The 15,512-nt window shown below is 64.8% G+C and carries 5 protein-coding genes; all 5 read left to right on the top strand.

Annotated elements, in window-relative coordinates:
• Positions 1-309: hypothetical protein (locus AAFX91_RS01290; RefSeq protein WP_394565323.1), on the top strand; the 309-nt coding region annotated here is incomplete at its 5' end.
• Positions 310-618: 309 nt separating this feature from the next.
• On the top strand, positions 619-1,272 hold the full coding sequence (locus AAFX91_RS01285) for an STN domain-containing protein (RefSeq protein ID WP_394565322.1): 654 nt from the start codon (positions 619-621) through the stop codon (positions 1,270-1,272).
• Between the two features lie 59 nt (positions 1,273-1,331).
• Positions 1,332-1,844 (top strand): RNA polymerase sigma factor, encoded by a 513-nt coding sequence (locus AAFX91_RS01280; RefSeq protein WP_130577380.1) that lies wholly within the window; start codon positions 1,332-1,334, stop codon positions 1,842-1,844.
• Between the two features lie 97 nt (positions 1,845-1,941).
• A complete protein-coding gene (locus AAFX91_RS01275; protein WP_394565321.1) occupies positions 1,942-2,931 on the top strand; it encodes a FecR family protein in 990 nt (329 codons plus the stop codon).
• Positions 2,932-3,349: 418 nt separating this feature from the next.
• The gene (locus AAFX91_RS01270) at positions 3,350-15,487 is read left to right on the top strand and encodes a filamentous haemagglutinin family protein (protein ID WP_394565320.1); all 12,138 of its coding nucleotides are present in this window, start codon (positions 3,350-3,352) and stop codon (positions 15,485-15,487) included.
• Positions 15,488-15,512 lie beyond the last annotated feature (25 nt).

Raw genomic sequence — 15,512 nt, 5'->3', positions numbered from 1 at the left:
CGGCTTGGCGAGGAGGCCCGTGCGCCGGTGCTGCGGATCGAGGCCCGCTTCGCCGCCGACCTGGCCGCCGGACGCTCGGGTCTTGTGGTCCCCGATCCGCAAGACCCCGGCGGGCCAGCCGCCGCGCCGTTCCGCACCACGACGCGCCATGTCGGCCTCGGCCTCGCCGCCTGCGATTGCCTGACCGACCAGGTGCTGCCCGACCTGGCGCAGGCGGCGCGCGCCCTGATCGCGCAGCAGCGCTCGACCCGCGCCCCTGGGACGGCGCAATGGCCATCCCAGGCGCTGCCCGCAAGCGCCGTCTTTTGATGCCGATGACGCGGGGATTGTCGGGGCTGGACTGTTTTTCAGCATCAAGCTTGAATCCGAAATCCCGCCAACAGGGAATCCCCAATGCCGGGAATACGCACACTCAAGGACGGCGCTTTGCCTTGGGTGTTACCGTACTGTCATCTTTAATGGATATGACCCGCTTCCATGGGGTGCGATTGCCTCGTGATTAGCGCCTAGCCCGGCCGCGCTCGATCCTCGTCGGAGGTGGCGTCTATCCCGGGTGCTGCGCGTCCAGAATCATTTGGCAGCAGTCACTTGTCTCTGTGTGATCCAGCACGGCTCTTGTTGGCTCTTGGCATCGCCGTCACAGTGTTCGCTTTCAGCAATATGTCGTCTCGAGCCCAGTCACAGATTGCTGAACCAGAAATAGAATTTGACATTCCAGCGCAGCCGCTCGACGTCGCTTTGGAAGCCTATATCCAGGCGACAGGGTTGCAGATTCTCTATAAGAGTGCACTCACGGCGTCCCGTAACTCTTCTCCCGTGACAGGAAAATTCACACCGCAACGGGCGATCGAACGGTTGCTGGCCGGCACGGATCTGGTCGCGAGCCAGACCTCCGAGGGTGCTTTTACAATTCGGCCGCTCGCGGTCGAGCCCGATCGTGCCGTCGGCGCTCAGCGGGTCGTTGATTACGATGCGTTTCTTGGCCTGACCCAACAGAGGATCATCAGATCGCTCTGTCAGAATGCCATGACGCGGCCAGGAGGCTATCGTGCGGCGCTGCAGTTCTCGATCGGATCAACCGGGCTGATAGAGGATCCGGCACTGCTCGATACGACCGGCGACGACGTGCGCGACCGATCGCTTCGAGGAGCTCTTTGGGGGCTTTCAATCGGGCAATCTCCGCCAGCGAATATGCCACTGCCGGTCACCATGATTATCGCGCGGCGCAGCTATCAAGACGAATGCCAGCGGTACATCCATGAAAATCGGTGAAAGCTTCGGCGTTGGCGCCGTGATCGTTCAAGCGAGGCGTACGCAGACGGAGCCGTGCCGTGTCTGAAACGACCTGGGCCAGCCTGCGTCAATTGCTGGTCGATCGGTATTACGACCTCCGCGATAGGCTGACCCGCCGCCTCGGCTCCGCCGAACTGGCAAGCGAGGCGCTGCATGAGGTCTATCTGCGCCTCAATCGGACCGACAATCCCGGATCGGTCTCCAGCCCCGCAGCGTACCTGTTCAAGGCAGCCTACAACATCGCCAGCGATCGTCGCCGAACCGAATATCGACGCGGGCATCAGGTCCCGATCGATGCGGTGCTTCATGACATCCCCGATCAACGGCCAGGGCCGGACGGGATTTCCGAGGCGAAGATTGAACTTGCAGCATTGACGGAGGCATTGCTGGCGTTGCCGCCGCGGCAGCGCGCGATTCTGATCGCCGCGCGTTTCGAGCAAATTCCCCGTGCGGAAATCGCCAAGCGCTACAAGATTTCGCGCCGGCAGGTCCAGTTTGAATTGCAGCGGGCCCTGGAGGCCTGCAAGGATTACATTGACAAAAATGTGTAGTTTCGATGTTCACATCGGCGCTTGCCGGAACGTCTTAGGGATTGCGCAGGTCACTCCAGATAGCCCGGATCTGATATCGGCGAGTTGAGATATGGACATGGCCACCGATATCCCACCCGGGAATAAGGACAACAAGTCGCTGGAGCGAGACGCCATCGTCTGGTTGACACGCGTCACCGACGAGGACGTGACCGCCGAGGATCGGGCCGCCTTGCGCCATTGGCTGGCGCAGAGCCCCGATCATGCCGAGGCGTTCGCCAAGGCCAACACCCTTTGGCGGGCCATGCCGTCGGCGATCGAGACGATGGTCCGGAGCGGAAGTGTCTCCCTTCCCGCGCCGGCGGAGATGCATCGGGGAGTGATCGGCCGGAGAACGCTGATCGGCGGTCTTGCCACGGCGACGGCGGCTGCGGCATGTTACGCGATGTTTCGGCCGCCGCTCGACTTATGGCCGTCAATATCTGAACTGGCCGCGGATTATCGCACAGCGACCGGAGAGCAGCGGCAGATCACGGTGGCCGACGGCATCTCGGTCCAGATGAATACACAGACCAGCATCGCGCTTCGCTCGACGGCAACCAGTGCGGATCGCTTCGAGTTGTTGTCTGGCGAGGCCATCATTGGTGCGGCATCGATCAAGCCGGTCCAGGTGATCGCCGCCGATGGCTTGACCAGCGCGGATGCCGCGAAGTTCAACATCCGCTGCAGCACAGCGAAAATCGTTGTCACCTGCCTCTCCGGCTCGGTGCGCGTCGAACATCGCGATCACGCCGCCACTCTTCGGGAAAAGCAGCAGGTTGCCTACGGCGGCGGCATGATGAGTAACGTGGACCTGGTCGATCCCGCGACCGTCACCTCCTGGCAAGACGGCTATCTGGTGTTTCGGAATGAGCCGCTGGCCGACGTCATCGCGGAAGTCAACCGCTATCGGCCGGGCCGGATCGTGCTGCTGGACGCGGAACTCGGCCGTGGATTGGTGACGGCGAGGTTCAGGCTCGATCGTCTCGACGATGTGGTGGTTCAGGTGCGCGATGTGTTCGGAGCCCGCATCCGCACCCTGCCGGCCGGCATTGTGCTGGTTGGCTGACGGGCGGGTCCGCTCACCGCCGAAAAAAGATCAAAAAAATTCTCCGAAGTCGATTCACATCGACCCCGCTCGGAACGTCATAGGACGGTCCGAGGGGATTACATGAATAGTTCATCGAGATTCGGCTTTGAATTGACGAGGGCCACACGCGACCGGAACGCGTGTCCGGCAAGTCAGGCCTATTGGTCCGGACCACCGCGTCACCCGAATCCATCGGTGCCTCCCCACGATGAGGACAGAAGAGTGTGACGGTGCCTCCGCGCACCGCAACCGCAGTCACTCCGTAACGCTCTGATGCTCCGCAACATCGCCTCCGCTTTCTTCGTTCAGGGAATCCTCCATGCCGCTCCGCAGCTTTTCGTCCCGCTCGTTCCGCAAGACGATGCGTCTGCATCATGCTCGACCCACGGGATCGCCAATGATGAGAGCGTCGGCGGGATTGTCGCGCGGCGTGCTACTGGCGGGTGCGAGCGTGCTGGCGCTTGCGCTGGGCGGCACGGCGTTGGCAAGGCCGTTCGGCGGCTCGTCAGGCGTTGCGGCGACGACCGCTGCGATCAATGCGGCCAGCGCGGCCTCGCAGCAGGCGCAGGAAGCGGCGAAGCAAGGCCAGAGCGCGCTGTCGCGGGCCGTGCAATCCATGCAGGCGGTGCAGGCGGCCGCGCGTGCCGCCGCGGCAGTCTCGCAGCACTCGACGTCGTTGCCGCAGGTGAGCGTTCCCAACGGCCTGGGAGCAGGCGGGCTGCAGGTGGCGCCGGGCGGCACCTGGCAGGGCGCCAATGCCCCGACGCGGTCGGTCGTTGGCGGCCAGACCAATGTCGGCATCCAGCAGACCGCGGCGCAAGCCATCTTGGAGTGGAATAGCTTCAACGTGGGCGCCCAGACCACCTTGACCTTCAATCAGCGGGGCAATGCCAACTGGGTGGCGCTGAACCGCGTCACCGGTAGCAACAGCCCGAGCCAGATCCTCGGCAGCATCAAGGCCGACGGCCAGGTCTACATCATCAACCAGAACGGCATCATCTTCGGCGGCGCCAGCCAGATCAATGTCGGGTCGCTGATTGTGTCGACCGCCAACATCACCAACGCCCAGTTCCAAACCAGCGGCATCTACTCGACGCAGAGCGGCACCGACAACAACAACCACCCCAAGTACGTGCCGAGCTTCACCGGCGCCGGTGGCGCGGTCAACGTGGAGGCGGGGGCGCAGATCACGACCAGCACGCCGTCCTCGGTGACCTCGGGCGGCGGCTATGTGCTGCTGATGGGCACGCAGGTCAGCAACGCCGGCCTGATCCAGACCCCGAACGGTCAGGCCGAGCTCGCCGCCGGCGACAGCTTCGTGCTCCACGCCGGATACAGCACGATCGGCAACACCAGCTCGACCACGCGCGGCACCGAGATCGCACCGCTGTTCGGCAGCGGCAGCTTAAGCGGCGCGGTCAGCAACAGCGGCATGATCTATAGCCAGCAGGGCGACATCACGCTGGCGGGCCATGCCGTGACCCAGGACGGCGTCCTGCTGTCGACCACCTCGGTGAGCCAGCGCGGCACCATCCATCTCCTGAATTCCGCCAGCGACAGCACCGGCCGCGTCACGCTGACCGGCAACGCCGTCACCGCCGTCCTGCCCGAGATCGATAGTCCCGACACCGCGCTCAATTCCAAGCGCGACGCCCTGATCGCGGATTCGGCGACGCAGAATGTCACCCGGGCCGGCGTAGCCGTCGGGCAGTTCGACAATCTCTCGCTGCTGGCCGACCGCCAGGATCAGTCGCGGATCGAGATCGTCAGCGGCGGCATCGTCGATATCAGGAACGGCTCGCTGACCCAGGCGCAGGGCGGCCAGGTGGCGGTGAGTGCCGGCCAGCGGGTGTTCGTCGAGAATGGCGCCACCCTCGACGTCTCCGGCACCACCGGCACCGTGCTGCCGATGAGCGTGAACAACATCGCGGTCAACGTCCAGGGCAACGAGCTGCGCGACAGTCCGCGGAACCGCGACAGCGGCAATCTGTTCAATGCCAATGTCTGGATCGACGCCCGCGACCTGACGCTGGTGCCGGCCGGCACCGGCGGCTACGCCACGGATCGCTATTATACGGCGGGCGGCCTGTTGGAAGTCTCGGGTTATCTCAACAACACCGGGCACCGGATCGGCGAATGGACCGCGGTCGGCGGCAGCATCACGCTGGCGGCGCCGGAGGTGATCGCGCAGCCGGGCTCGACCTTCAACATCTCCGGCGGCTCGGTGAGCTATGCGCCGGGCTATGTCATGACCAGCAATCTGCTTGGCGCCGATGGCCGCGTCTACAGCATCGGCAATGCGCCGGCGGACGTCCAGTTCGTGGCGCTCGCCGGCAGCTTTAGGCGCCCGCATCGTATCCAGGGCCAGGTTGACGATCGGCTGACCGAGATCTGGGCGTCGCCGTTCGGCAAGGGCGCGGTCAATCTGCGATGGGAAGACGGCTACACTGCGGGCCGCGACGCCGGCAGCCTCATCCTGTCGACGCCGACCTCGCTCTTCGAAGGCGCGATCGTGGCCGGCGTGATTGACGGCGAGCGCCAGCGCAACGCGCGCCCGGCCGGCGTCACCGACGGCTACAAATTGACCCAGAACGTGGCGCCGCTCGCCGGGACATTGGCGCTCGGCCAGTACACCGCCCGCGGCCTGGCCGGCGCCTACGGCACCAATGTGGTGTTCGGCAACGTGGCCACCGATGTGGCGAGTTCGATGTCGGCGACCAGTTCGGTGCCGACCGAGCGGACCAACACCGCCTGGTTCGATGCGCCGACGCTCAACGGCTTCGGCCTCGGCGGCCTCAACGTCGCATCGGCGGATGCAATCAAGGTCGACGCGCCGCTGACCTTCGCGCCTGGCGCGCAGGTCAAGCTGGTCGCGCCGACCGTCGACCTCGCCGCCGACATCACCGCCCATTCCGGCGCCGTCACCGTCAGCAACATTCTCACCAGCGCTGCTGTGGGTACCAAGACGCTGACGACTCCAAGCGGAGGCGCCGACCTCACGCTGAGGGGCGGCGTCACGATCGATGCTCGCGGAATGTGGGTCAACGAGACGACCGATCCGGACAGCGCCGCCAATCTCGCCTTCCTCAACGGCGGCAGCGTCACCTTCGATTCGACGCAGAACGTGACGCTGGCGGCGGGCAGCACCATCGATGTGTCGTCGGGCGGCGCCGTCCTTGCCACTGGCAAGACCCAGGGCGGCAAGGGCGGCAATGTCACGATCATGGCCGGCCACGCACAGCAGGACGCCGGAACGCCCGGTGACGGCACTCTCGTCCTGGATGGCACCATCCGCGCCTATGGCGTGACCGGCGGCGGCGCGCTGACGATCTCTTCGCCCGGCAACCTCCTGATCGGCGATAACGCTGGGCTGGCCGGCGGCGTGCTACCAGCCGGCACGCCGGCACCCGTCGCGCTGAAGCTCAAACAGGCGCTGACGATTCCGGCAGGTCAGCCGTTGCCGACGGCGCTGGTGCTGACCTTTACATCAATCGTTTACGACGCGCCGATCCCGGTCGACGTCCGGTCGGCGGGTGTGCCGAGCACGCCGACAGGCGCGGACTGGACTATTCCGAAAGGGATATTGGTGCAGACACGGGTGAACGGCAACATAGAGTATTGGGAAGCGGGTAAGGTGTTGCCGGCGGGGTCGGTCATCTTTAACTTTAACCTGGGCGGAGACGCCGGTGATGTCTTTCCGGCCAGCACCGTCTTCCCTTCGAGCGTTTTTCCCAACGGCATTCCGATCAAGCCCTATCAAATTACCTACGCCGCTGGATCGGTCCAATCCACGCCGATGACCTATCCGGTCGGCGCGATCATCCCGGCCGGCACGCTGTTGCCGCAAACGGTTGCAATCACCCCCGCGCCCGCGCTCAATCCCTCGTTCTTCACCGCAGGATTCTCCAGCTACGACATCAATGGCGGGCAAGGCATTCTCGTTGCGAACAACACTGTCCTTGCGCCCACGATGCCGGTCTACCGGTTTACCGCCGACAGCTATGCGGCGCGCACCGGCAGTGATCCGTCGTCGGCGATGTCGCTATGGCTGCCGCCGCTGTTCACCGAGAACCCGACGGGCGCGACGCTCACGCAGCGCGGCGGCGCCAGCGTGATCTTGCGCTCACTGACCAAATCCAGCGCTGGGGGGCTCGTCGATGGCGGCGCGATTGTCGTGAGCGACGGCGCGTCGATCGCCGTCGATCCCGGGCAGAGCATCAAGCTCGATGCCTTTGGCCAGATCACGGTGCTCGGCAATCTCATCGCGCGCGGCGGCAGCATCAACCTCGTCAACGACGCTGACGGCAGTTCACTCGACAAGGGGCGCAACTTCGATGCGGCGGGTAACGGCCGCGGAGTTTCGATATGGATCGATGCCAATGCCAAGCTTGACGTGTCCGGGCTGGCTTACGGCGCGTCCGATTCCGCCGGGCACCGTTACGGGCAAGCAACTGACGGCGGCGCGATCACCATCAATGGCGGCGGCGCCTTCGTGATCATCCGTCCGGGCGCCGAACTCAATGCCGACGGGACGAAGCTCGCGATCGATCTCGCGGCGGGCGGCAATGCGCAGACAGCCAGCCAGCCGCTGACGCTTGCCAGTGGCGGCGGCTCGATTACGCTGTCCTCGCAGAGCGGGCTTTACCTCGATGGCGACATGCATGCGTTCGCCGGTGGCGCGGGCGCCTCGGGCGGCGGCCTGTCGATCGCGCTCACCACGCCGATCTTCGACCCGCGGTCGTTCCCCTTTGACCTGAGTGCTGGGTCCCACCTTGTTCCAGCGAATGCAGTCCTTCCCAGCGTGATGACCGTGGTGCAGGAGCGCCAGCCGTCGTTGTTGCCGTCCGACATCGCGCCCGGCACCAAGGCCGCCTCGCTCATGTTCGGACGGACCACGGTGAGCGCCGATATGGTCAAGGCCGGCGGGTTCGACAGCCTGACCCTGACCTCCGGCGACTACATGCAGTTCTCCGGCAATGTGTCGCTGGCGCTGGGCCGCAGCCTGACGCTCACCGCAGCGGCCTTCACGTCGGGGACGCCGGTGTCTGGACCCATCGATTCCTCGATGCAGCCGACGACCGGCAATGTAAAGCTATCTGCGCCCTACATCCTCTTCAGTGAACCTGCGTCCGAGGTCAAGGACGGGTTCACCAGCGGCAGCATTCGCAATCCCGGCGGCGCGGCGGTGCCGACCATCGCGACCTTCGAAGCTGACGCAAACCAGATCGACATCCAGGGCCTCGTCCAGTTCTCGGCGCGCGCGCCGAACAACATGTTTGCGCCAGGGTTCCTGACGACGAAGCTGGTCAGCCAGGGCGACATCCGCTTCCTGTCGATGGCTGGGGTCATCACGACGCAGCTTGCCACCAGCGGCAATCTCGATCTCCTCGCCGCACAGCTTTATCCGGCGACCAACACCCTTGCCGCCGTGATCGCGGGCAGCGGCAATTCCGATCCCACCGTGACGCTGACCATCGGGCGCACCACCGATACCATTCCGGACGCGCCGTTGTCCGTGTTCGGCAGCCTCGCATTCCAGGCGCCGATAGTCGAACAGGGCGGCATCGTCCGCGCACCGTTCGGCACCCTGACGTTCGGCATGGGTTACCCGGTCTTCACGCCGCGCGTCGATCTGGTGCCGGGCAGCCTGACCTCGGTCTCGATGGCGGGCCTGACGATTCCGTACGGCGGCACTATCGACGGAGTCAGCTATAGCTATAACGGCGCCACCGTGAACAGCATCACGCTGCCCCTGACCAACTTCCCTAGCAACGGACTTGGGTCCGGCATCATCCTGGACGGGCAGTCGGTCAATGTCGCCAGCGGGGCAGTCCTGGACATGTCCGGCGGCGGCACGCTCAGCGGCGCGGGCTTCGTCTCCGGACGCGGCGGCTCGGTCAACGTGCTCAACACGCCGCTCGTCAACGCCAATCCCGCGGCCCCGCTCAGCAAGGCCGGCGACAAGGTCTACGCCATCGTGCCCGGCTATGCATCCAGCTATGCGCCGGTCGCGCCCGAGAATGGCGCGGGTGATCCGGCGATCGGCCAGCGGGTCACCATTCCGGCGGGCGTTCCGGGGCTGCCGGCCGGCACCTACACCTTGTTGCCGTCCAACTATGCGCTGCTGCCCGGCGCGTATCGCGTCGAACTCGGCGGCAGCAGCACCAACCCGATCACCAGCCCCACGTCGGTCGGCAACGGCACCTACGTCGCCTCGGTGTCGACCGGCGTCGCCAACACCGCGATCCGCAGCAGCCTGCCGGTGACGGCGCTGATCACCGCTGGCACGTCGGTCCGCAAATACTCGCAATACAACGAGCAGAGCTTCAGCGATTTCTTCACTGCGAATGCCGCGCAATTCGGCGGTCTGCGCCCGCTGCTGCCGGCCGACGGCAAGGCGCTGGTGCTGCAGTTCGAGGCGCCGTCATCCCCCGCGACGGGATCGGCGCTGACATTCAACGGCACCGCCTTGTTCCAGGGCGCGCAGGGCGGCTTCCCCGGTCAGGTGTTGTTGAGGAACGTCGGCGAAATCTATGCCGATGAGCCCACGCCGGGGTTCACCGGCGCCTCAGTGCGCGCAGCCGATCTCAATGCCCTCGGTGCGCCACGCCTGATGGTCAATGGCTACGAAGGGATCGTCGACGGCGTGATCCTGTTCCAGGGGGGAAGCGACATCGTCATCCGTGACGGGGTCACGCTCAGAGCAGGTGAGATATTCCTGGTCGGCGGCAACATCAGCCTCGGCAACGATGTGACGTTGAGCACGATCGGGCGGGGCGCCGCGCCGTTCGATTCGGTCTCGACCGGCATGGGTTACAACACCGCCTACGGCGTCTCGGTGCTGGCGCTGTCCAACGGCGACCTCAATTTCCTCGGCTCGCAGGGCAACGGCGCCATTACGATCGGAGCAGGAGCACAGCTTTATTCCGAAGGCACGTTGGCATTCGCGACCAACGGCGCGTCCACAATCGATTCCACGGCCCATTTCGGGTCGCGCAACATCGCGCTCGCGGTCGGCACCATCAATATCGGCGACGCCGCGACCGTCATCGCGTCCGGCGCGCCGGCCGGGTTGCTGTTCGACCAGACGCTGTTCAATACGCTTGTCAACGGCGATCCGCTCCATGGTGCGCCGGCACTCGAGACCTTTACGCTCAGCGCGGCCAATGCCGTCAATCTGTTCGGCAGCGCCGGGCTCGATGCCACCGGCAGCGGCGTCGATCTCGTGCTGAACGCGTCAGCGATCTACGGATATGGTGCGGCAGGCGACCGTAACGTGATCGCCGCCAACAAGATCACCTGGAATGGGATCGCCGGCGCCACGCCGCCGGCCATCGCCGCGGGCGGGCCGGGCACCGGCACGGGCTCGCTCAATCTCGTTGCCGATGAGATCGATTTCGGCCGCTTCGCCTCGCTCGATACCAGCTCGGTGAGCCGCGTCGTCTATGGCTTCGGCAATGTCAACATCACCGGTCGATCGAAGATCGTCTCGGCCGGCAACGGCAAGCTGTATGTCTATCAGTCCCCGAGTTCCGATCCCGCGGCCGTGTTCGGACAGAGTGGAACAGGCGGCAACCTGACGCTGACGACCCCGCTCCTGACCGGGCTGCAGAAATCGATCATGGCCTATGCCGCAGGCGGGGCGCTCAATGTCGTCGCGCCCGCAGGTATCGCGCCGAGCGCGGCGAAGAGCACGGTGTCGGGTGCCGAGATCGATCTGACCGGCGACAGCGTCGCCATCGGCAGCACCATCCTGCTGCCGAGCGGCAAGCTCGTGGTCAACGCGACCAACAACATCGCTCTCAATGACGGTAGCCGCATCGATCTCGGCGGCCAGCCGTCTCAGATCCAGAAGGCGACGGTCTACGGCTTCGGCGGTACGGCGATCTTCAACAGCACGCAGGGCGGCGTCACGCAGACCGCGGGCTCGACAATTGACGTCTCCGCTACCAACGCCAATGCCGGATCGATCAGCATCAACGCGGGTAATGGACCGGTCGCGCTTCGCGGCACGCTGAACGGTACGGCGACGGAGGGAGCCACCAGCGGCGACTTCAGCGTTACTACCGCCACGCTCTCCAACGCCGACTTCGCCGCGCTCAACGCGCTCTTGACCCAGGGCGGCTTCTTCGATGCGCGCAGCTTCGACATCCGGACCGGCGATCTCGTCATCGGTGACGGCGTGAAAGCCCGCAACGTCACGGTTGCCGTCGATGGCGGCAGCCTCACCATCGCCGGCACCATCGATGCCTCCGGCGCGGCGCCAGGCACCATCCGGCTCTCCGCCGGCAACGGTCTGACGCTGGCCTCGAGCGCGGTGCTCGATGCCCATGGCACGGTGCTGCAGACAGATAGCTACGGGCACGCCATCGAGGCCAAGAACCGCGGCCATATCGAGCTGACCGCCGCGGGTGGCACGCTGACGCTGTCTCCTGGCGCCACGCTCGATCTCACCACGCCGAATGGAGTGGCCTATGGCGATGTCCAGCTGAACGCGCAGCGCACCGGCGAGACCTCGGGCGACGTCGCCATCGACGCCACCGGTCCGCTCAACATCAAGGGCGCGTACAGCATCGCGCTCAACGCGTTCTGGACCTATGACCTGCCGGCGGGCAGCGCCATCAGCCAGGCGACGTTGGATGGCTATGACACCGCGAGCACGACCTTCATGAACGCCGCGCTGGGGAACGGCGCGCTGCAGGGCAGGATCGCGGGCCTGTCGTCCTACGGCCGCGCCTTCCACCTGCGCCCGGGCGTTCAGATCACCTCGAGCGGTGATCTCTCGACCTCGGGCGATATCGACCTCGCGAAATATCGTTACGGCGCGACCGCCGATCGCGACCCGAACTCGGCGACTTACGGCGCGGGCGAACCGATGGCGCTGGTAGTGCGCGCGGCAGGTGGCCTGACCGTCAAGGGAAGCATCTCGGACGGATTCAAGTCGTCGGCCGGAATACCGGCGACTGTTACGATCATCGACGTCACGAACATCTCGTTCTTCTCCCAGAGAACATTCAACGGTTACACCTTCTGGCAGGATAACAACACCGACGTTGTTGTCATGAGTGACTGGACCATCCCGAACGACGCTTTTTATAATTGGTGGACCTTTGAGTACTGGGGCAATCTGGTCGATAGCAACAATAACGCTTACAACCCCGGAGACACTATCCCGGCGGGCACGATAATTAGTGCCAGCAACAGTTATGGGTTTGCATTCGAGCCGTCCAACATGCCTATCGTCGGAGTTGTGACGAGCCCTGCAGTCCCAGGCGCGGCTGCTACAGCCCCGGCGGCGTCTATGCTCGCGCCAGGTTCGCTGTCGGCATCGGTTCGCCTCGTGGCGGGCGCAGATCTCGCAGCCGCCGACCAGCGCGCGCTGCAGACGAGACAGGCGCTCAACGGTCGCGGCAATCTCACCCTGAACGACCCTGTTTACAATTCATCGCTGAACGGCACGTTCTTCAGCGTGGTCCGCACCGGCACCGGCAGCCTCGATCTGCTGGCCGGTGGAAGCTTCAGCGAGGCCACGCCTTACGGCGTCTACACCGCCGGCACACAATCCGCGCCGGTCCTCGCGGCTGACGGCAGCAACCCTTACGACGTCGTTGGAGCCGCGAGCAGCGGCACCTCGCATGCGTGGTATCCGGAGCATGGCGGCGACCTCCTGCTCACGGCTCAGCAGGATGTCACCGGCAACATCCAGATCTTCGACAACAATACGCGCTATGTGGACTCTGATCTCACCGGCAATTGGTTCGGTCGGCAGGGAGGCGGAGGGTTGTCCGCCGATCCGGCCGCCTGGTGGGTCAACTTCGGCTCCTATGCAAAGACCTCTCAGTTTAGCGATAGGTCGCAGCTTGTCGGCTTCCAGGGCATCGGCACTCTCGGCGGTGGCAACCTGACCGTGATTGCGGGCGGCAACGCAGGCGTGACGGGCAACGGCTCGACCGGTCTCGATCTCGCGGTGGCTTCGACTGGACGGGTGCTGGCGGACGGCACGCTGCTGCAAACCGGCGGCGGCGACCTCACACTGAAAGTCGGCGGCAAGCTTAACTTCGTAATGCCGATCTTATCTTCGCAAGTGCCCGACTATTACGGCTCTATCACCGATCTGCGCGGCGACATTGTCGTGAAAGCTGGTTCTATCGGTGCGTTCGCGGTGAACAACGGCGGTGCCGCCTTCACCTCGGTCGATCCGCGCGCAACCGATCCCAATATCTTCAAGCGCTCGCTGAAGACGCCCGGCCCGATCTTCACGCCGGGTGACGGCACGGTCAGCATCATGACGCGCGGCGACCTGGTGTTCGGCGGCGCCGGTGATGCCGGCATGGGAGCCTTGGTCGATCTCAAAGGCATTCCCTATACGCTGCCCAATGCGGATGGCACGACCACGCTCGTCGCCGGCGGGCAATCGAGCTTCACGCTATGGAGGCCGGCGACCGCGATCAACCTGTATTCAGCCGGCGGCGACGTCGCGCCGTTGACGGGGACCGCCTTCAACGCCGTTGAAAACAGCAACGGCTTCTATCCAGGAACGTTGATCGTTGCGGCGGCCAACGGCGATATCCGCTTTGCGGAGCCCGTGTCTCGCGATCAGACCTTCACGGTTCTCGAACTGATCCCATCGCCGTCAGGCCAGCTTGAACTCCTCGCCGCAGGCTCGATCTACGGCTCGACCCAGGTGGTCGCAATGTCAGGGGCCGATATGAGCACGCTGGCAACGCCGTTCCGTCCCGTGTTCAATACGTCGGTGGGCGGCGGCGGCAACACCAACGCCAGCCCGACGTCGGCGTACATGCTCAATCAGTTCAATCCGATCGCCTTTGGTGAGGATACGCCCATCTCCAATCTGCATGCGGGCGATGCGCAGCCCGCGCTGGTCTATGCAGGCTTGGACATCGACGACCTGATCCTCGGGCAGCAGCTGAACGCCAGCACCAACTTCCGAACCGCTCCGAACCACGACACCTGGTATCTTGCGGCCAAGCCGTTCGAGGTGATCGCCGGGCGCGATATCGTCGGCACCGGCACGACGCCAAGCGTGTTCCTGAACACGAGCGACAACGATATCTCGCTCATGCGGGCCGGCCGCGACATCATCTACCAATCGGTCACCGTCGCAGGTCTCGGCCTGCTTCAGGTGCAGGCCGGCCGCAACCTGAACCAGGGCTATTACGGATCGCTGCTTAGCGTGGGCGATATCGTCAACCCGTTAAACAAAGCGGGTGGCGCCGGCATCACGGCGCTGGCGGGAGTCGGCGCGAGCGGTCCCGACTATGCCGCTTTCGCCAAGCTGTATTTCGATGCGGCCAACCAGTTGCCAGGCGACGGCACGCCGCTCGCCGGCAGCGGCAAGGTGGTCCACAGCTATGACCAGGAATTGCTGGCGTGGCTGCAGCAGCGCTTTAACTACACCGGCACCGCGGCGGATGCGCTCGCCTTCTTCCTGGCTCTGCCCACGGCGCAGCAGGGCGTCTTCGTCCGTGACGTCTATTACAAGGAGCTCACCCTGAGCGGCCGCGAATACAGCGGTGCGATCACGAGCCCGCGCCCTCGCAGCTATCTGCGCGGCCGCGAGGCGATTGCGACGCTGTTCCCGGATCAGGATGCCGACGGCAAGCCGATCACCTATTCAGGCGCGATCACGATGTTCAGCGGTCTGGTGAAGGACACCTTCAACAATATTAAGGTCGTCGACGCCGGCATCCAGACCCAGTTCGGCGGTGGCATCCAGATCCTCAATCCGGGCGGAAGGACCCTCATCGGCGTGGAAGGCGTGTCGCCGGGCGCCGGCGCGGGTTTGATCACGCAGGGCTCGGGCGACATCGACGTCTATTCGCTCGGCAGCGTGCTGCTCGGCCAGAGCCGCATCATGACCACTTTCGGCGGCAACATCCTGGTGTGGTCGGCCACCGGCGACATCAACGCCGGCCGCGGCTCAAAGACGACGACGATCTTCACGCCGCCCAAACGCACCTACGATGCCTATGGCAACGTCTCGCTGTCGCCGGTCGTGCCGTCGGCCGGCGCCGGCATCGCAACGCTCAACCCGATCCCGCAGGTGCCGGCGGGCGATATCGATCTGATCGCGCCGCTCGGCACCATCGACGCCGGCGAGGCCGGCATCCGCCATTCCGGCAACGTCAACCTTGCCGCGCTGCAGATCGTCAATGCCGCCAACATCTCCGGGCAGGGCAGGGTGACGGGCGTGCCGACCGTGCAGGCGCCAAACATCAATGCTGCGCTTGCGGCGAACAGCACCGCCGGGGCGGCGCAAAAGACCACGGCGCCGACGCAGTCCACCAACAGCGACCAGCCATCGATCATCATGGTCGAATTCTTGGGCTTCGGCGGCGGCAATGGCGACCAGGATGAAACCTCACGCAAGGATCGCCGCAGCGACGCTTCCGGTGGACTCCGCTACGATCAAAATAGTTCGGTTCAGTTCGTGGGCCTCGGCAATCTCACCAGCGAGGAAAAGGTCCAGCTAACCGAGAGAGAAAGACATAACCTGAAAGGGCAATCTCGGTAACGCGCCGGAGGTTCTGCCCGCGCAA

The sequence above is a fragment of the Bradyrhizobium sp. 31Argb genome (assembly GCF_043638955.1).
Lineage (GTDB): Bacteria > Pseudomonadota > Alphaproteobacteria > Rhizobiales > Xanthobacteraceae > Bradyrhizobium.
The sequence above is the reverse complement of the archived record's forward strand: the minus strand, read 5'-3'. Positions and strand labels throughout refer to the sequence as shown.